The organism is Streptomyces sp. NPDC033270, from assembly GCF_055576575.1.
Genome location: NZ_JBVIRA010000025.1, coordinates 94,024 through 110,892, shown reverse-complemented (window position 1 = coordinate 110,892; position 16,869 = coordinate 94,024). Strand labels below are relative to the sequence as shown.

Sequence of the window (16,869 nt, the reverse complement as noted above, 5' to 3'; positions counted from 1 at the left end):
ACACCCGCCTCTCCCCCCCCCTTTTCTTCTCCTCCCCCCCCCCCCCCCACCCCCCCCCCCCCCCCCCCCCCCCCCCCCCCCCCCCCCCCCCCCCCCCCCCCCCCCCCCCCCCCCCCCCACCAAGTGGTCTACACCATCAGTATGCGGCAAGCGCCGGGGCGTGTTGCCGACGGGCCGACCGCCGGGAGGAGTCAGATGAGCTCGAACGCGGCGGCTGAGGCACCGGGGAGGAGTTGGGGGGCGAACCTCTTCCAGGGGCTGCAGAAGATGGGGCGCAGTCTGCAGCTGCCGATTGCGGTCCTGCCCGCCGCGGGCATCCTCAACCGTCTGGGCCAGCCGGATGTGTTCGGCAAGGACGGGCTGGGCTGGGACGCGGTCGGCACGGTGTTCGCGGCGGCCGGCGGGGCGCTGCTGGACTCGGGGCTGGGGCTGCCGCTGCTGTTCTGTGTCGGCGTGGCGATCGGTATGGCGAAGAAGTCGGACGGTTCGACGGCGCTGGCCGCGGTGACCGGCTTCCTCGTCTACTTCTCGGTGCTGCACGCGTTCCCGGCGGGCTGCGTCGCGGGCCAGACGTACACCCAGGCGGGGCTGTGGAGCGGGGTGTGCGTGGATTCCGGGGCGAAGGTGACGCAGGCCGCGTTCCAGAATCCGGGGGTCTTCGGCGGCATCGTCATGGGCTTCGCGTCCGCCTTCTTCTGGATGCGCCTGCACCGGGTGAAGCTGGTGGACTGGCTGGGGTTCTTCAACGGCCGCCGACTGGTCCCGATCGTCATGGCGTTCGTCGGCCTGGTGTTCGCGGTGGCGTGCCTGTTCGTGTGGCCGCCGATCGGTGAGGCGCTGACCGGTTTCAGCGAGTGGCTTTCGGATCTGGGTTCGTGGGGTGCGGGCATCTTCGGCGTCGCCAACCGCGCCCTGCTGGTGGTGGGCCTGCACCAGTTCCTGAACACCTTCGTCTGGTTCCAGTTCGGCAGCTTCACCAAGCCGGACGGCACGGTCGTCCACGGCGACATCAACCGTTTCATGGCGGGCGACCCGAGTGCGGGGCAGTTCACCACGGGATTCTTCCCGATCATGATGTTCGCGCTGCCGGCGGCGGCCCTGGCGATCGCGCACTGCGCCCACCCGCATCGCCGCAAGGAGATCGCGGGCATGATGCTCTCGGTCGGTCTGACGTCGTTCGTGACGGGCGTGACCGAGCCCATCGAGTACGCGTTCATGTTCGTCGCGCCGGCGCTGTACGTGCTGCACGCGGTGCTGACGGGGGTGTCGATGGCGGTGAGCTGGGCCCTGGGGGTGCACGACAGCTTCAGCTTCTCGGCGGGGCTGATCGACTACGTCATCAACTGGGGGCTGGCGACCAGGCCCTGGCTGCTCCTTCCCATCGGCCTGTGTTTCGCGGCGGTCTACTACGTCGTCTTCCGCTTGGTGATCACGAAATTCGATCTGCCGACGCCGGGTCGCGAACCGGATGAGATCGGCGATGCGATGGAGCGGGAGAACATCAAGTAAGGCCTGCGCGACCCCGGCGGATTCCCGGCCCGCTTTCCCGCCGGTGACGGCTCCATGGCGTCCCACCTGGCCTTCTGTGCCGCGCTCTGCGGCCCTTGAGCGGCCCGGCCGGGGGGCCGGTCGTCATGTGGTCCACACCACTTGGAAGAATGGATTCCTTTGCGCCGGGGCTCCGTGCTAAGAATGGTCTAAACCACCGGTGGTGTAGACCAAGGTGTAGACCAACGAGCGGGCCGTCCCCCCTTTTCGAGCGCCCGCCTCTCCAGGAGGAATCCGATGAGTTCGGCCACCGCCACGGCGGCCCCCGAGAAGAAGGGCCGCGGCTCCAACGCCATGGCAGTGGCCCAGCGCATCGGCCGCAGCCTCATGCTGCCGATCGCCACGCTGCCCGCGGCCGCGTTGATGGTCCGCCTGGGCCAGCCCGACCTGCTCGGCCGGGAGTCGCTCCCCGACTTCCTCAACAAGCTCGCCGAGTTCATGGCGGCGGGCGGCGGCGCACTCCTGGACAACATGCCGCTGCTGTTCGCGGTGGGTATCGCCATCGGTTTCGCCAAGAAGGCGGACGGCTCCACCGGACTCGCCGCCGTCGTCGGCTACCTGGTCTTCAGCAAGGTGCTGGCGACGTTCTCGGACGACAGCCTCGCTAAGGTCGACAAGGTGGTCGACGGGAAGATCGTCCAGGTCGCCCAGCCCGCGGACGCCAAGGTCCTCGGCGGCGTGGTGATGGGCATCGTGGTCGCCCTGCTCTACCAGCGCTACAGCCGCAAGCGGCTCCCCGACTGGCTGGGCTTCTTCAGCGGCCGCCGCCTGGTCCCGATCCTGGCGTCCTTCGCGGGTCTGCTGATCGGCATCGTCTTCGGCTACGTCTGGCCGGTCCTCGGCGCCGGACTGCACAACTTCGGCGAGTGGCTGGTCGGCTCCGGCGCCGTCGGCGCGGGCATCTTCGGCGTCGCCAACCGCGGTCTGATCGCGGTCGGCATGCACCACCTGCTGAACTCCTTCCCCTGGTTCCAGGCCGGCGACTACGACGGCAAGCACGGCGACATCGCCCGCTTCCTCGCCGGCGACCCGAGCGCCGGGCAGTTCATGACCGGCTTCTTCCCGATCATGATGTTCGCCCTCCCGGCCGCCTGCCTGGCGATCACCCACTGCGCCCGCCCCGAGCGCCGCAAGGCCGTCGGCGGCATGATGTTCTCCCTCGCGCTCACCGCCTTCGTCACCGGCGTGACCGAGCCCATCGAGTTCACCTTCATGTTCATCGCCCCGGTGCTCTACGCGATCCACGCGGTGCTGACCGGCGTCTCGATGGCGCTGACCTGGGCACTGGGCATGAAGGACGGCTTCGGGTTCTCCGCCGGCGCCATCGACTACGTGCTCAACCTGGGCATCGCGACCAAACCGCTGATGCTGGCACTGGTCGGCGTGTGCTTCGCCGTCGTCTACTACGTGGTCTTCCGCTTCGCCATCACCAAGTTCAACATCCCCACACCGGGCCGCGAGTCCGACGAGGAGATCGCCGAACTGGAGAAGGCCCAGTTCAAGGCCTAGCCGCCCCGGCACCGACGCCGAAGGGCCCCGGAACCGTCTGGTTCCGGGGCCCTTCGGCATTGGTCCTTCCTAGGCCTTCGGCGTCGGTTCTCCCGGGGCCCTTCGGCGTTGATGCGCAGCTCTCGCGCCCCGCCCCGACACGCGGGAATACCACCCCGGCCCCACCCCGTTGTGGCCCCTCAGGGGGCCTTCGCATCCCCTACGGAATGCGTTCGCACGCCCCCTAATGGCCCCCTGGCGCCCGCCGCTCAGATCTCGTACACCGCCCCCGCCTTGGCGACCTCGACCGGGCCGTCGTAGACCTTCTGCGCGTCACGGATGTTGATGTCCGGGTCGGTCCACGGCGGGATGTGGGTCAGCACCAGCCGGCCGGCGCCCGCCCGCCGCGCGTGCTCACCGGCCTCCCGGCCGTTGAGGTGCAGGTCGGGGATGTCTTCCTTGCCGTAGGTGAAGGACGCCTCGCACAGGAAGAAGTCGGTCCCGGACGCCAGGGCGTCCAGCGCGTCACAGGGGCCGGTGTCACCCGAGTACGTCAGGGAGCTGCCGTCGTGCTCGATACGGAAGCCGAACGCCTCCACCGGGTGGCTGACCCGCTCCGTACGGACCGTGAACGGCCCGACGGTGAAGGTGCCCGGTTCCAGCGTGCGGAATTCGAAGACCTCGCTCATCGCACCGTCGTGCGGAAGATCGGCGTGCGCGACGGTCAGCCGGCGCTCGGTGCCGGCCGGCCCGTAGACCGGCATCGGCGCGCACCGCCCACCGTCCGGGCGGTAGTAGCGCACCACGAAATATCCGCACAGGTCGATGCAGTGATCGGCGTGCAGATGCGACAGGACCACGGCGTCGAGGTCGTAGAGGCCGGAGTGGCGCTGCAGCTCGCCGAGGGCGCCGTTGCCCATGTCGAGGAGCAGCCTGAAGCCGTCGGCCTCCAGGAGGTAGCTCGAACAGGCCGATTCCATGGAAGGGAACGACCCCGAGCATCCGACGACGGTGAGCTTCATACGGGCGTGAACCTCCGTGGGCGGGGGCGGTATGGGAGCCTCCCCTGCTCGAACGCCGTTGAGAGCTCGGGGAAGGGTCCATGCGGGGGTCCCGGCGGCCTTACCGGGTCGGTGCCGGGTCCTTGAGCGGTCTGTGCGGTGCCCCGAGCGTAAGGCGCAAAAGGTCGCGTGGCTCCTCCAGCGGGGCGAGCTGTGGGCGGAATCACCAGTCCGGGCTGACGGCCCGTACGCCCGTACGCAGGGCGCCGTCGCCGTGTCCCGCGCCGCACCGCGACCCGCGTGGGCGATCACCCCGGCGCCGCGCCGCCGGCAAAAGGCCGCCGCCGCGGCGATCGGCCGCGGCGGCGAGGGTCCGGGAGGTCCCGGGAAGGGAGCGGCACCGGCCGCGCCGCGGCCTTCGGGGGCCTACGCCCAGAGCTGGCCCTGGAGGGTGGCGATGGCCGCCTCCGTCGACTCGGCGGTGTACACGCCGGTGGAGAGGTACTTCCAGCCGCCGTCGGCGACGATGAAGACGATGTCGGCGCTCCGGCCCGCCTTGACCGCCTTCTTGCCGACGCCGATCGCGGCGTGCAGCGCCGCACCGGTGGAGATGCCCGCGAAGATGCCTTCCTGCGCGAGGAGTTCGCGGGTACGGCGGACCGCGTCCTCGGAGCCGACCGAGAAGCGGGTGGTGAGCACGGACTCGTCGTAGAGCTCGGGGATGAAGCCCTCGTCGAGGTTGCGCAGGCCGTAGACGACGTCGTCGTAGCGCGGCTCGGCGGCGACGATCTGCACGCCGGGCACCTGCTCGCGCAGATAGCGGCCGACGCCCATCAGGGTGCCGGTCGTGCCCAGCCCCGCGACGAAGTGGGTGATCGAGGGCAGGTCGGCGAGGACCTCGGGGCCGGTGGTGGCGTAGTGCGCACCGGCGTTGTCGGGGTTGCCGTACTGGTAGAGCATCACCCAGTCGGGGTGCTCGGCGGCGAGCTCCTTGGCCACCCGGACGGCGGTGTTGGAGCCGCCGGCCGCGGGCGAGGAGATGATCTCGGCGCCCCACATGGCGAGCAGCTCGCGCCGCTCGGAGGAGGTGTTCTCCGGCATGACGCACACCATGCGGTAGCCCTTGAGCTTGGCCGCCATGGCGAGCGAGATGCCGGTGTTGCCGGAGGTCGGCTCCAGGATGGTGCAGCCGGGGGTCAGCCGGCCGTCCTTCTCGGCCTGCTCGATCATGTGCAGGGCCGGGCGGTCCTTGACCGAACCCGTGGGGTTGCGGTCCTCCAGCTTCGCCCAGATGCGGACGTCCTCAGAGGGCGAGAGGCGCGGGAGGCGGACGAGAGGGGTGTTCCCGACCGCCGCCAGCGGAGAGTCGTACCGCACGTCAGACCATTCCGCCGGCCACGGCCGGCAGGATCGTGACGCTGTCGCCGTCGGCCAGCTTGGTGGAGATGCCTTCCAGGAAGCGGACGTCCTCGTCGTTGAGGTAGACGTTCACAAAGCGGCGGAGCTGCTCACCGTCGACGAGACGGTCGCGGATACCGGCGTGCCGGCTCTCCAGGTCTTTGAAGAGGTCGGCGAGGGTGTCTCCGCTGCCCTCGACGGCCTTCTGGCCGTCGGTGTAGGTGCGCAGGATGGTCGGGATTCGGACCTCGATGGCCATGAGGAGTGCTCCTGTGGGAGTGGGTGCGGTGGCAGGTGCGGTACGTCCCGTCGCACGGCGGCAGGCGTGCCGGGTGGCGGGGAGAGTGCTTCGGTGCCGGTGGCACGCGCCGCGCGCCTGATGCGGGCCGGGTCAGACGGCGGCGCAGCGCGGACACATGGCGCTGGACAGGCGGCACAGATCGACGTGCAGCCGTGCGGCTCCGCAGCCGAACGCGCCCAGCAGGGCGGATGCGGAGCGACGCGTGGCGAGCGGAGCGTGCAGCAGCATGCCCGTCCTCTTCTCGCTCACGTCGTGGTCAACCATGCGGTCATCGTATCGATTCCCGGTCCGGGTATTGGAACCTCGTCCCATGATGCGGACGTTCGGTGTACACCAGTTGGGACGCGATCTTGGATGCGGGCCGGGGGCGCCACCGCGGGGCGCGTCCGGAGCAGGTCCGGAGCAGGTACGAAGTGCGCCCGGAGCACGCCCGGAGCGCGCCCGTAGTGCAGCCGGAGTGCACCCGGAGTGCCTCAGGAGTACGCCGGTACGACCTCGACCTCCTCCTCGGCGACCTCGCCGTCGACGATCCGGAAGGAGCGGAACTGGAAGGGCCCGGCGTCGTCGGTGTCGGCGGTGGAGACCAGCACGTAGTGGGCGCCGGGCTCGTTGGCGTAGGAGATGTCGGTGCGCGAGGGGTAGGCCTCGGTGGCGGTGTGCGAGTGGTAGATGATCACCGGCTCCTCGTCCCGGTCGTCCATCTCGCGGTAGAGCTTGAGCAGGTCCGAGGAGTCGAACTCGTAGAACGTGGGCGAGCGGGCGGCGTTCAGCATGGGGATGAACCGCTCGGGGCGGCCGGTGCCGGCCGGCCCCGCGACCACGCCGCAGGCCTCGTCGGGGTGGTCCTGGCGGGCGTGCTCGACGATCTGGTCGTAGAGGGCCTTGGTGAGGGTCAGCATGGCGCCAAGAATAGACAGCGGGCCCGCGCGTACCGAAGAGTGGTACGCACAGGCCCGCATGCTGGACAGCCCGGGGATTCACCCCGTTCGTCCGGGATGGCGCCTCAGCTCTTGGAGTCCTGCCCGGCCGACACGGCCTCCGACCCGCCGGCGGCGTCCCGCCGCTTGATGGCGAGGTAGCCGACACCCAGGATGACCGCCCACACGGGAGCCGCGTAGAGCGAGATCCGGGCGTCCTTGTCGACGCCCATCATCACGATCACCATGCCGATGAAGGCCAGCGCGAAGATCGAGGTGTACGGGGCGCCGGGGGCCTTGAAGCCGGACTGCGGCAGCTCGCCGCGGTTGGCCTTGGCGCGGTAGCGCAGCTGCGAGGCCAGGATGACGATCCAGGCCCACATGCCGGAGATCGTGGCGAAGGAGACGACGTAGTTGAACGCCTCGCCCGGCCACTGGTAGTTGATCCACACGCCGAACAGCATCATGCCGACCGAGACGCCGGTGCCCCAGGTGGGCAGCCCGTTCTTGCTCAGCTTGGTGAAGAGCTTCGGGCCCTGGCCGTTGAGCGCGAGGTCGCGCAGCATCCGGCCGGTGGAGTACATGCCGGAGTTGGCCGAGGAGAGCGCGGCGGTCAGCACGACGAAGTTGACGATGCCGGCGCCGGCGGGCAGGCCGATCTCCTGGAAGGCGCGGACGAACGGGCTGACACCCGGCTCGAAGACCGTCCAGCTGACGACGGACAGGATGATGATCAGCGCACCGATGTAGAAGAGGCCGATCCGCCACGGCACGGTGTTGATGGCCTGGGGCAGGACCTTCTTCGGGTTGGTCGCCTCGCCCGCGGTGACGCCGACGAGCTCGACGGCGAGGAAGGCGAACATCACGATCTGCAGCGTCATCAGCGTGCCGCCGATGCCCTTGGGGAAGAACCCGCCGTCGGACCACAGATTGGTGAAGGAGGCGGTGTCACCGGCGTCGGAGAAACCGAGCAGGATCACGCCGAGGCCGATCAGGATCATGCCGATGATCGCGGTGACCTTGACCATCGAGAACCAGAATTCCAGCTCACCGAAGATCTTCACGGAGATCAGGTTGATACCGAAGAGCGCGCACGTGAAGACGAGCGCCGAGACCCATTGCGGTATGCCCTCGTTCCAATACTGCACATACGTGGCTGCGGCGGTCACTTCCGTGATGCCGGTGACCACCCAGAACAGCCAGTACGTCCAGCCGGTCACAAAGCCGATGAACGGGCCGAGGAATTCCCTGCCGTACTCCGAAAACGAGCCGGAGACGGGCCGGTACATGAGCAGTTCGCCCAGGGCCCGCATGATGAAGAAGATGACCAGACCCACGATGGCGTAGGCGAGGATGATGCTCGGCCCGGCTTTGGAGATCGCCTTTCCGGCGCCCAGAAAGAGGCCGGTACCGATGGCGCCGCCAATGGCGATCATCTGGATCTGACGGTTTCCCAGCCCCCGCTGATAGCCCTCTTCAGGGGCATTTCCAGCTGCCTCGTTGCCGTCGTGCTGCTTGTCGACCTGCACAGAGGTCATGAATGGTGTGCCTTTCTCCATACCGACCCGGTCTGTCCGGATCGGGTCCCGATCCCCCCGGATGGAGTTCCTGCACGCCGACGGTCGGCCGGCACAGCGCTCCCGCAGCGACAGGGGTGGTGTCACTGACGGCAGGTCGTGAACATTTATCACGCAACTTCGTTGATCGCCTAGGGATGCCGCACGCCACAAGGCCAGCAGAACGGGACAAACACCGCAGAAACCTACAGGATGTCCGGGTTGGTGTGATGCGATCGTTATCCGGATTTGAGCATCCGCTGAGCGAACACCGCACGGACGTCCCGCGCCGAGATCCGGGCGGTACGCCCCGGTGTGCCGGAATCCGATCCGCCGGTTCGACTCCTCACCGCCGGCTCGACTCCGCGCCGTCGACGCGACCACTCACTGTCGACTCAGCCGCACACCGTCGACTGAGCCACACACCATCGGCTCAGCCGCACACCATCGAGCGACCCACACACCATCGACACTCAGCCGCACACCATCGACTCAACCCATCAGCGACTCGACGAGAGTCTCCTGGAGACCGCCGAGCCAGAGATAGGCCATCACCATCGGCTTGCGCGGATCGCTGTCCGGCAGGCGCAGCAGCTCGCCGCCGTCGTCCTCGTCGGTGACCTCCAGGCGGGTGCCGATGGCCAGCCTGAGGTCGTTGAGGGCGCCCAGCCACTGCCGGCACTCGTCGGGCTTCAGCCGCAGCACGGCGTCTCCCCCGGCCGGCGACAGCGTGTCCAGCCCGCGGATCAGCGCCAGGACGTCCTCCCGCTTGCGCGAGCGCAGGTCGTTCTCGGTGTAGCGACGGAACTCGGCGGAGGCGGCGCGTACGTCGTCATCGGGGACGAGGTCGGGACCGCCGTAGGCGTCGGGGAAGAGACGGGCCAGCACCGGGTCGGCGGGCGGCTCGCTGGGGCCGTCGTTGAAGATCGACGCCAGCAGGTCCTCGTCCTCGCCGTCGGCGGGCTGCTCGCCCGGCCCGATCAGCTCCATCAGCTGGACGGCCAGGCTGCGCAGGATGGAGATCTCGACCTCGTCGAGGGGGACGGCGGCGCCGCCGTCGGGCAGCGGCTCGAAGTGCCCGGTCATCGGCGGTCCTGCTGCAGGGTCGCCCACAGGCCGTAGCCGTGCATGGCCTGCACATCCCGTTCCATTTCCTCACGGCTGCCGCTGGAGACCACCGCGCGGCCCTTGTGGTGGACGTCGAGCATCAGTTGGTGCGCCTTGTCCTTCGAGTAGCCGAAGTACGTCTGGAAGACATAGGAGACGTAGCTCATGAGGTTGACGGGGTCGTTGTGGACGATCGTGACCCACGGGACGTCGGGTTCGGTGACCTCGAAGGGGGCCTCGCTCGACTCGGGACGCTCGATCTCGACCGGGACGCTGAGTGTGCAGCGATGCGGCCGGAGCGTGATCGTGGGGGACGGGTGGGCGCTCACAGGCCCCATGCTGCCACCCGGGGGCGGACGGCGCACAAACGCCCCTCGGGCGTGCCGCGTCGGCGCGTTGCGCACATCCGCTCCAGGGGGTGACGCACACCCGCCCTGGGGAGTGATGCACGCGCGCCCTGGGGCCGACGGCGGACGCGCCCCAGGGGAGTGACCCAAGGGCGCCCCGGGGGATAAGCGGAGGCCTCCATCCCACTATCGTCAAAGTGACGAGTAATGGGGGTAGCATCTTCTGCATGAACACAGCAGACCTGGGGCTGCCGGTGGCCGTGCCGTCGACTGCGCTCTTCACCGACCAGTACGAACTCACCATGCTGCAGGCCGCGTTGCGGTCCGGCACCGCGGACCGCCGGTCGGTCTTCGAGGTCTTCACCCGCCGACTGCCCGAGGGCCGCCGCTACGGCGTGGTGGCCGGCACCGGCCGGGTGCTGGACGCGGTGGAGAACTTCCGCTTCGACGAGACGATCCTCGGCTTTCTGCGCGAGCGCGGCATCCTCGACGAGCCGACCCTCCAGTGGCTGACCGACTTCCGCTTCCGCGGCGACATCTGGGGCTACCCGGAGGGCGAGGTCTACTTCCCCGGCTCCCCCATCCTGCGGGTCGAGGGCACCTTCGCCGAGGCGGTCCTCCTGGAGACGGTGATCCTCTCGATCCTCAACCACGACTCCGCGGTGGCCGCGGCCGCCTCCCGGATGTCGGTGGCGGCCGGCGAGCGCCCGCTGATGGAGATGGGCGCCCGCCGCACCCACGAGCTCGCGGCGGTGGCCGCGTCCCGCGCGGCCTACGTCGGCGGCTTCCACGCCACCTCCGACCTGGCTGCCGGCTTCCGCTACAACATCCCCACCGTCGGCACCAGCGCACACGCCTTCACCCTGCTGCACGACACCGAACGGGACGCCTTCACCGCACAGGTCGACACCCTCGGCAGCGGCACGACCCTGCTCGTGGACACCTTCGACGTCACCGAGGCGGTGCGCGCCGCCGTGGAGGTGGCCGGCCCCGGCCTCGGCGCCGTACGGATCGACTCCGGCGATCTGCTGCTGATCGCCCACCGGGTGCGCCAGCAGCTGGACGAGCTGGGCGCCGAGAAGACCAAGATCGTGGTGACCAGCGACCTGGACGAGTACGCCATCGCCTCACTGGCCGCCGCGCCGGTGGACGCGTACGGCGTCGGTACCCAGCTGGTGACCGGCAGCGGGCACCCGACCTGCTCGATGGTCTACAAGCTGGTCGCCCGCGCCGACAGCAACGAGCCGGGCGCCCCGCTGCGGCCGGTCGCGAAGAAGTCGATGGGCGCCAAGACCTCGGTGGGCGGCCGCAAGTGGGCCGCCCGCCGGCTCGACGAGGACGGCGTGGCGTCGGCCGAGGTCGTCGGCACCGGGCCGGTCCCGGCGGAGCTGGCGGACCAGCAGCTGCAGATCCCGCTGGTGAGCGCCGGCAGGGTGGTGGCCCGCGAGCCACTGGACGCCGCCCGCGACCGGCACATCGCCGCCCGCGCCGGGCTGCCGCTGTCGGCGACCCAGCTGTCTCGGGGGGAAGCGGTCATTCCCACCGAGTACGTGTAGGACCACCAGGCCACCAGGCCGCCCGGTCCCTGTAGGCCACCAGGCCGCCTGACGCCTGTAGGGCAACCGGGCCGCCCGGCACCTGCACTGCCATCAGGCCGCCCGGTCCCTGTGGGGCCATCAGGCCGCCTGGGACGTGGAGGACCGCCAGGCCGCCCGGCCGAGTGGGCTACCGGGGTGCGCCTGGTGTGACAGGGGTTACGGGGGTGCGCCTGGTGCGACGTCGCCTTGACGCCGCGCCGCCTCCTCCTTAATCCGGCAACGATTACAGAGAGTGACTAGTTCCTTGAATTTATCACACGATGTAACGCGAAGGGAGGGTGCGGGCATGGGGACGAGTTCGGTCATCCACTCCCGCAATCACCCGCAAGTGGCTACCCTCGGTCACACCATCACTTCGCGCCCCTCCCCCCAACTCCCAGCCGGAAGGCACGCACCATGCATCGGGCACTGATCGTCGTTGACGTGCAGAACGACTTCTGCGAGGGCGGCAGCCTCGCGGTGGCGGGAGGTGCGGAGGTGGCGGCGGCCATCACCGACCTGATCGGCCAGGCGGCAGGCGGCGGCTACCGCCATGTCGTGGCCACCCGGGACCACCACATAGACCCGGGCGATCACTTCTCCGACCACCCCGACTTCGAGCACTCCTGGCCGCCGCACTGCGTCGCCGGCACCGAAGGCAGCAGCTTCCACCCCAATTTCGCCCCGGCCCTGGCTTCCGGCGCGATCGACGCGGTCTTCGACAAGGGCGCCTACGAGGCCGCGTACAGCGGCTTCGAGGGGGCGGACGAGGACGGCACCCCGCTCGCGGACTGGCTGCGCGAGCGGGACGTCACCGAGGTCGATGTGGTCGGTATCGCCACCGACCACTGCGTGCGGGCCACCGCCCTCGACGCGCTGCAGGCCGGGCTGCGCACCCACGTCCTGCTGGATCTGACGGCCGGCGTCCTCGCGCACACCACCGAGCGGGCCATCGAGGAGCTGCGGGCCGCGGGCGCCGAGCTGACCGGCAAGCCGGTCGTCGCCGATCAGTAGGCAGTAGGCAAGCAAGTAGGCAGCAACCGGTCAGCGGTGACCGGTAGGCAGTGACCGGTGAGCCGGCTGCCGCGGGGCGAGGGTGCGTCCTCGGCCCGCGGCAGCCGCGGTCCTTACGCGGCCTGCCCGCTGCCCGCCGGCCCGGTGGCCGAGGGGGGCGGTGCCGGAGTGGCCCGGGGGCGCCACAGGGCCCGTATGGGGTGCCAGGACTCCGTGTCGTCGCCCGGGGCCTCGCGCCAGACCAGGCCGTCGGGGTGGTGGAGCACGGCCGTGACCTCGTCCGGGGTGGGCGGCTCGGTGTTGCCGCGGAGGTAGACGGCGCGCAGACCGAGGTTGCGCAGCCTGGTCAGGGCGCGCTGGCGGTTCACGGCATGGACCAGGACCCGGACCCGGCACCCGCAGTCGTACGGGCCGGACCGCGTCCCGTGGGGCGGTCTGGGCAGCGACAGGGCGACCACCACGCTTCCGCCGGGAAGCCTGATGAAGCCGCCACCGGACATGGACATATCTCCCCCGTGAGACTCGGCGTCAACAAGGAACTGCAGGACGCATCTAAACGCGAATCGGCCGTCGCCCGCTAGTGGGCGACGGCCGATTCGGCTCTGACCTGCGACTTTTATCTTTTACTTACCTGCGCGGCTCACCTGAACCGTCACCGAGGAGCCATCGCCGGCCTCCTTGGTGATCTTGATCCGGGTGTTGGTGTCAGGAACGATCACACCGCCCGTGGGGTTCGCCTTGTCGTAGTAGACGCCGTTCCGGTCGTCGAAGAGCGTCACCCCGCGCTTGGACTCGATCGTGACCGGCTTGCCGTCCCTGTGGAGGGTGAGCGCGTCGGTCCGGTAGCGGGTGAAGGTCGAGTCGTAGGACTGGAAGCGGTTGCGCATCAGCTTGCCGTCGGCCCAGCGCTCGGCCTTGGGGTGGGCGTCGACCGGGAGGATCTGCCCGTAGCCGGGGTGCTGGCCGACGTTGTTGTCGGGCTGCGAGGTGTCCCACAGCCAGATCAGCACGCCGTTCTGGTACGGGAAGTGCTCCACCCAGCCCGGCTTGTCGGTGGTCCAGCCGAAGTTGTACGGGCCGACCTTGAGGGTCTTGTCGTACGACACGTACTGGCGGTTCTCGGCGAGGTAGTACTGCGGGTAGTCCTTGGTGAAGGACGCGCCGATCCGCGAGAAGCCCTTGCTGGTCCAGCCGTTGTCGTCGCCCTCGGCGTTGTCGCTGAACAGCGCCTGGCCGTCGGCGGTGACGCCGATGCTGTCGGCCGCGAAGCCCTTCTGGGCCGCGCCGCCGTCGGTCTGGTAGCGGAAGCGCAGGTCGATCTTCTTGCCCGCGTAGGCGTCGAGCGGGTAGACGAGGTCCTGGTAGGCGGTGACGCTGCCGGTCAGTGCGGGCTTGTCGCTGCCGTCGCGCGGGATGGCCTTGCCGCCCGCGGTGCCGTCCAGGGCCGTCCAGTTGCTGCCGCCGTCGGTGGAGACCTCGGCGTAGAGGTAGTCGTAGTCCTTCTCGATGTCCCACCAGCCCTTGAGCGTCAGCGACGCCTTGGCCTTACCGGTGAGGTCCACCGGCCGGGACAGGGTGTTCTTCAGGTCGTTGCCCATGTCGCTCCACCACTGCCGGGAGCCTTCCGCGGGCGCGACGATGTCGGTCTTGACCGCCTTGGCGGGCAGTTCGACGACCACCGCCTGCTTGTCCTTGGTGTTGTACTCGGCGACGCCCAGCTTGTGGGTGGAGCTGGTGGCGGCCTTCGCCTTGCCGTAGTTGAGCCAGCCCAGCTGCAGCTTGTCCCAGGCGCTCATGTCGCCGGGCAGGTCGCCGATGGAGTCCTTGCCGGTGCCGAGCCAGGAGCCGCCCGACATCAGCGACCAGAAGTCCACCGAGGACTCGCCGGTGCCGGAGGTGTCGTACTCGTCCGGCAGGCCCAGGTCGTGGCCGTACTCGTGGGCGAAGACGCCGAGGCCGCCGTTCTCCGGCTGCATGGTGTAGTCGCCGACCCAGATGCCGGTGTCGGCGATCTGGGTGCCGCCGGCCTTGTTGCCCTCGGGGCCGGTCTTGCCGGCGTCGGTGCCGTAGGCGTACCAGCGGTGTGCCCAGATGGCGTTGGTCTTCTGGACCCCGCCGCCCGCGGACTCGTCCTCGCCGGCGTGCACGATCTGGAAGTGGTCGAGGTAGCCGTCGGGCTCGTTGAAGTTGCCGTCGCCGTCGTGGTCGTAGCGGTCCCACTGGTCGTACTTGGCGAGGTCGGTCTTGATCTGGGCGTCGGTGCGGCCGGCCGCCTTCTGGTTCTTGGCCCACTGGTTGACGCCGTCGCGGATCAGGTCCCAGGCGCTGGCGCAGTTGGTCTGGCCGCAGTAGTTGGAGCCGTAGCGGGCCTCGTTGTAGTCGACCTTGACCCAGTCGGAGACCTCGCCGTCGACGGAGTAGCGGCCCGAGGACTGCTTCTCGTAGTACTTGGCGAGCGACTGCTTCTTCTTGGCGTGCGAGAAGTACAGGTCCTGGAAGTGCTGCTGGTTGTAGTCCTTCTGCCAGGCCGTGCTGTTGTCCTTGGCACGGTCCGGCTCGGCTATCTGGTTGTGCGCGGGGCCCGGGTCGCCGCCGTACTTCTTCACCGGGGGCTTGGGTCCGTCGCCGTCCGGGTCGAACATCGTGGTGTCGTCGACCTTGTCGCCGAAGTCCACGAGGATGGTGAAGATCTTGTCGGTCTTCTCCCGGGCCAGCTCGACGTACTTGCTCCTGCCGAGCTTGACGACCTGGGAGCCGTTGCGCTCGGTGGCCTTGGCGTCGCCGGAGATGACCTGCTGCAGTGCTTCCTTGTGCGCGGCCTCCTGCTTGTCGCTGAACGGCCCCTTGAGGTCGTGGTCCACGGTCCGCTCGGGCGCCGGGTCATGGCGCTTGGCGACGGACGACGGCCCCTGGGGGTCGGCGGTGGCCACCCCCGACGACAGAGCGGCCGCCCCGATCACGGCGATCGCCGTGGCCAGAGCGGCCGGTCTGAACACCTTTCTGTGGTCTCTCACTTGGCGCTGTCCTCCCCTAGACGCGGTCGTTGTTTGGAGGGCATTCGACCGGAAGTACGGGGGAAAAGACAGGTCTTGACTTGGCCGCGTCAGGCCAGTACGTTAACCGGTTCACGCGTGGCGGCTATCGGACACCGCGTGCGGCGACTCTCGGACACCGGTCGATGACGGCATCCGGGCGGGCAGGGGCCGGGCGTATATGCCCACCGGACATGCGCCCCCACCCGAACAGCCATGACACGCCCAGGCGTTCGAACACGCGGTGCCGCGTGCGCCCCCTATGCCTCCGCCTCGTGGGTTAGGTCACGCTTACTTGGCGTTCCGCTCGGGCAGTAAGGACCGTAGGCTCGTGTGATGGCGCGCCCTTGACCGACACCCCTGCCGACCCTCCGAGGACGGATTCCGCCATGCCTCGTCCGACCGCCACCCAGCTCGCCTACGGTTCGGCCACCGTCTTTCTCTCCACCCTCGCGATGCTGCTGCTCTCCCAGACGGAGACCGGGATCGGGGTCGCGGTCATCGCCATCGCCGGGCTCGGGCTCGGCCTGCTCGTCGCCATGACGGCACCGATTCCGGGGGTGTCGCGGGTGGTCCGGCGGCATGTCGTACGGGCCAAGTCGCCCGCCGCGCCCGGGGAGTTGCAGCCCCTGCCGACGCAGACGCCGTCACCGGCTTCGTCGCCGTACGGCGGGGTGCGACGGGCCCGGGTCGCCTCGGCGGCCGGCGCCGCGGAGGGCGGCAAGCACGCGCACTGACCGGCGAGCACGCGCGGGGAAGCGGGCACCCGTGTGAGCCGTGGGGGCCTGTCCGGTGGTTCGTCGCCGGGTCGTGTGCCGTCCCGTCGCTACGGGACGACCCTCAGCCCGTCTCCGTGGACACCACGACGGTCTTCGCGGCCTTGTCGTGCAGGCACTGCTGATACGGCTTGTCCCAGGTGCACCACAGGACGTTGACCAGCCAGAAGACGAAGCCGCAGCAGGGCACGATCTCGGGCAGGGTGTAGACCGCGGCGCGGATCCAGGCGGCCTGGGCGGTCGGGATCGAGCCGTTCGCGAGCATCGCGACCCGGATCTTCATCGCCATCTTGCCGACGGTCTGTCCGCGGCTGGAGAGCATCAGCCCCTCGTAGACGAGGTAGGCCAGCATCGTGACGCCCGATACCGTCGACTGCTTGCCGGCCTGCACGTTGCTGGTGCTGAAGTAGTCCACGCCGCCGACGATCGCGGTCATGATCAGGGACACCGGCACACCGATCAGGATCGCGTCGATGATGCGCGCCACCAGCCGCCGGCCGCGGTGGGCCAGCGGCGGCATCCCGGCCAGCGGATCGGCCGCCCCGTACTGCCCGCCGTAGGGGTCGCCGGCGTACGGGCCGCCACCGTACGGCGCCCCTCCCGGCGGCGGAGGCGGCGGAGGAGGCGGCGGAGGCGGCGGGCCTCCCGGCGGCGGCTGGCCCCCTGGGGGCGGCGGGCCTCCCGGCGGCGGGCCTTCGCCGCCGCCCGTGCCGCCGCCCTGCGGTGAGCCGTTGCCGGGTGAGCCGTTGCCGGGCTGCTCGGTACTCATGGCCCGAGTCGACCCCTTGTCGGGGCGGACCGCATCCG

Annotated in this window: 16 protein-coding genes; 5 read left to right on the top strand and 11 right to left on the bottom strand. The window is 69.6% G+C overall.

The annotated features are described in order from the left end of the window. The first annotated feature begins 195 nt into the window (after window positions 1-195). Together ACZ5XZ_RS29905 and ACZ5XZ_RS29900 are read left to right on the top strand one after the other, a co-directional pair. A complete protein-coding gene (locus ACZ5XZ_RS29905) occupies window positions 196-1,509 on the top strand; it encodes a PTS transporter subunit EIIC (RefSeq protein ID WP_468983486.1) in 1,314 nt (437 codons plus the stop codon). 276 nt (window positions 1,510-1,785) lie between these two features. After that, window positions 1,786-3,057 (top strand): PTS transporter subunit EIIC, encoded by a 1,272-nt coding sequence (locus ACZ5XZ_RS29900; RefSeq protein WP_468983483.1) that lies wholly within the window; start codon window positions 1,786-1,788, stop codon window positions 3,055-3,057. Between the two features lie 248 nt (window positions 3,058-3,305). Here the strand turns inward: ACZ5XZ_RS29900 and ACZ5XZ_RS29895 are convergent, their stop codons facing one another. The 8 genes from ACZ5XZ_RS29895 to clpS all read right to left on the bottom strand — a co-directional run bounded on the left by ACZ5XZ_RS29895 (window position 3,306) and on the right by clpS (window position 9,645). Then, window positions 3,306-4,058, bottom strand: coding sequence for an MBL fold metallo-hydrolase (locus tag ACZ5XZ_RS29895; RefSeq protein ID WP_384440685.1), 753 nt, complete (start codon window positions 4,056-4,058; stop codon window positions 3,306-3,308). A 405-nt stretch (window positions 4,059-4,463) separates the two neighbouring features. Next, window positions 4,464-5,414 carry a PLP-dependent cysteine synthase family protein gene (locus ACZ5XZ_RS29890; protein WP_468983481.1) on the bottom strand — a complete coding sequence of 317 codons (951 nt, stop codon included), beginning with the start codon at window positions 5,412-5,414 and terminating at the stop codon, window positions 4,464-4,466. A 1-nt stretch (window position 5,415) separates the two neighbouring features. Further along, window positions 5,416-5,694, bottom strand: a complete 279-nt coding sequence (locus ACZ5XZ_RS29885) for a MoaD/ThiS family protein (protein ID WP_468983479.1) — start codon at window positions 5,692-5,694, stop codon at window positions 5,416-5,418. A gap of 132 nt (window positions 5,695-5,826) precedes the next feature. After that, on the bottom strand, window positions 5,827-6,000 hold the full coding sequence (locus tag ACZ5XZ_RS29880) for a putative leader peptide (RefSeq protein ID WP_384440676.1): 174 nt from the start codon (window positions 5,998-6,000) through the stop codon (window positions 5,827-5,829). 209 nt (window positions 6,001-6,209) lie between these two features. After that, a complete protein-coding gene (locus tag ACZ5XZ_RS29875; RefSeq protein ID WP_468983476.1) occupies window positions 6,210-6,635 on the bottom strand; it encodes a M67 family metallopeptidase in 426 nt (141 codons plus the stop codon). A 104-nt stretch (window positions 6,636-6,739) separates the two neighbouring features. Continuing rightward, window positions 6,740-8,191 carry an amino acid permease gene (locus ACZ5XZ_RS29870; RefSeq protein WP_468983474.1) on the bottom strand — a complete coding sequence of 484 codons (1,452 nt, stop codon included), beginning with the start codon at window positions 8,189-8,191 and terminating at the stop codon, window positions 6,740-6,742. A gap of 510 nt (window positions 8,192-8,701) precedes the next feature. Further along, a complete protein-coding gene (locus ACZ5XZ_RS29865) occupies window positions 8,702-9,295 on the bottom strand; it encodes a DUF2017 domain-containing protein (protein ID WP_468983472.1) in 594 nt (197 codons plus the stop codon). Further along, complete coding sequence (gene clpS / locus ACZ5XZ_RS29860) at window positions 9,292-9,645, bottom strand: ATP-dependent Clp protease adapter ClpS (RefSeq protein WP_467666290.1); 354 nt, start codon at window positions 9,643-9,645, stop codon at window positions 9,292-9,294. The genes ACZ5XZ_RS29865 and clpS overlap by 4 nt, the downstream gene beginning before the upstream one ends. 245 nt (window positions 9,646-9,890) lie before the next feature. Here clpS and ACZ5XZ_RS29855 point away from each other — a divergent pair, with 245 nt between their 5' ends. Both ACZ5XZ_RS29855 and ACZ5XZ_RS29850 read left to right on the top strand, forming a co-directional pair. Beyond that, window positions 9,891-11,219 (top strand): nicotinate phosphoribosyltransferase, encoded by a 1,329-nt coding sequence (locus ACZ5XZ_RS29855; RefSeq protein WP_468983469.1) that lies wholly within the window; start codon window positions 9,891-9,893, stop codon window positions 11,217-11,219. Between the two features lie 438 nt (window positions 11,220-11,657). Continuing rightward, window positions 11,658-12,254 (top strand): isochorismatase family protein, encoded by a 597-nt coding sequence (locus ACZ5XZ_RS29850; RefSeq protein WP_468983466.1) that lies wholly within the window; start codon window positions 11,658-11,660, stop codon window positions 12,252-12,254. A gap of 113 nt (window positions 12,255-12,367) precedes the next feature. On the opposite strand, the gene ACZ5XZ_RS29845 is transcribed toward ACZ5XZ_RS29850, so the two are convergent. Next, entirely contained in the window at window positions 12,368-12,760 is a 393-nt protein-coding gene (locus tag ACZ5XZ_RS29845) for a hypothetical protein (RefSeq protein WP_468983464.1), read from the bottom strand. Window positions 12,761-12,877: 117 nt separating this feature from the next. Next, complete coding sequence (locus ACZ5XZ_RS29840; protein WP_468983462.1) at window positions 12,878-15,268, bottom strand: immune inhibitor A domain-containing protein; 2,391 nt, start codon at window positions 15,266-15,268, stop codon at window positions 12,878-12,880. 407 nt (window positions 15,269-15,675) lie between these two features. Here ACZ5XZ_RS29840 and ACZ5XZ_RS29835 point away from each other — a divergent pair, with 407 nt between their 5' ends. Beyond that, complete coding sequence (locus tag ACZ5XZ_RS29835; RefSeq protein ID WP_468983459.1) at window positions 15,676-16,023, top strand: hypothetical protein; 348 nt, start codon at window positions 15,676-15,678, stop codon at window positions 16,021-16,023. A 103-nt stretch (window positions 16,024-16,126) separates the two neighbouring features. Here ACZ5XZ_RS29835 and ACZ5XZ_RS29830 read toward each other — a convergent pair whose 3' ends face one another. After that, a complete protein-coding gene (locus ACZ5XZ_RS29830; protein WP_468983457.1) occupies window positions 16,127-16,831 on the bottom strand; it encodes an RDD family protein in 705 nt (234 codons plus the stop codon). Window positions 16,832-16,869: the final 38 nt, after the last annotated feature.

Excerpts from the sequence above, each read along its gene's own strand:
- ACZ5XZ_RS29905 (WP_468983486.1), top strand. The coding sequence starts at position 196 with ATGAGCTCGAACGCGGCGGCTGAGGCACCGGGGAGGAGTTGGGGGGCG.
- ACZ5XZ_RS29900 (WP_468983483.1), top strand. The coding sequence starts at position 1,786 with ATGAGTTCGGCCACCGCCACGGCGGCCCCCGAGAAGAAGGGCCGCGGC.
- ACZ5XZ_RS29895 (WP_384440685.1), bottom strand. The coding sequence starts at position 4,058 with ATGAAGCTCACCGTCGTCGGATGCTCGGGGTCGTTCCCTTCCATGGAA.
- ACZ5XZ_RS29885 (WP_468983479.1), bottom strand. The coding sequence starts at position 5,694 with ATGGCCATCGAGGTCCGAATCCCGACCATCCTGCGCACCTACACCGAC.
- ACZ5XZ_RS29880 (WP_384440676.1), bottom strand. The coding sequence starts at position 6,000 with ATGGTTGACCACGACGTGAGCGAGAAGAGGACGGGCATGCTGCTGCAC.
- ACZ5XZ_RS29875 (WP_468983476.1), bottom strand. The coding sequence starts at position 6,635 with ATGCTGACCCTCACCAAGGCCCTCTACGACCAGATCGTCGAGCACGCC.
- ACZ5XZ_RS29870 (WP_468983474.1), bottom strand. The coding sequence starts at position 8,191 with ATGACCTCTGTGCAGGTCGACAAGCAGCACGACGGCAACGAGGCAGCT.
- ACZ5XZ_RS29865 (WP_468983472.1), bottom strand. The coding sequence starts at position 9,295 with ATGACCGGGCACTTCGAGCCGCTGCCCGACGGCGGCGCCGCCGTCCCC.
- ACZ5XZ_RS29855 (WP_468983469.1), top strand. The coding sequence starts at position 9,891 with ATGAACACAGCAGACCTGGGGCTGCCGGTGGCCGTGCCGTCGACTGCG.
- ACZ5XZ_RS29850 (WP_468983466.1), top strand. The coding sequence starts at position 11,658 with ATGCATCGGGCACTGATCGTCGTTGACGTGCAGAACGACTTCTGCGAG.
- ACZ5XZ_RS29845 (WP_468983464.1), bottom strand. The coding sequence starts at position 12,760 with ATGTCCATGTCCGGTGGCGGCTTCATCAGGCTTCCCGGCGGAAGCGTG.
- ACZ5XZ_RS29835 (WP_468983459.1), top strand. The coding sequence starts at position 15,676 with ATGCCTCGTCCGACCGCCACCCAGCTCGCCTACGGTTCGGCCACCGTC.
- ACZ5XZ_RS29830 (WP_468983457.1), bottom strand. The coding sequence starts at position 16,831 with ATGAGTACCGAGCAGCCCGGCAACGGCTCACCCGGCAACGGCTCACCG.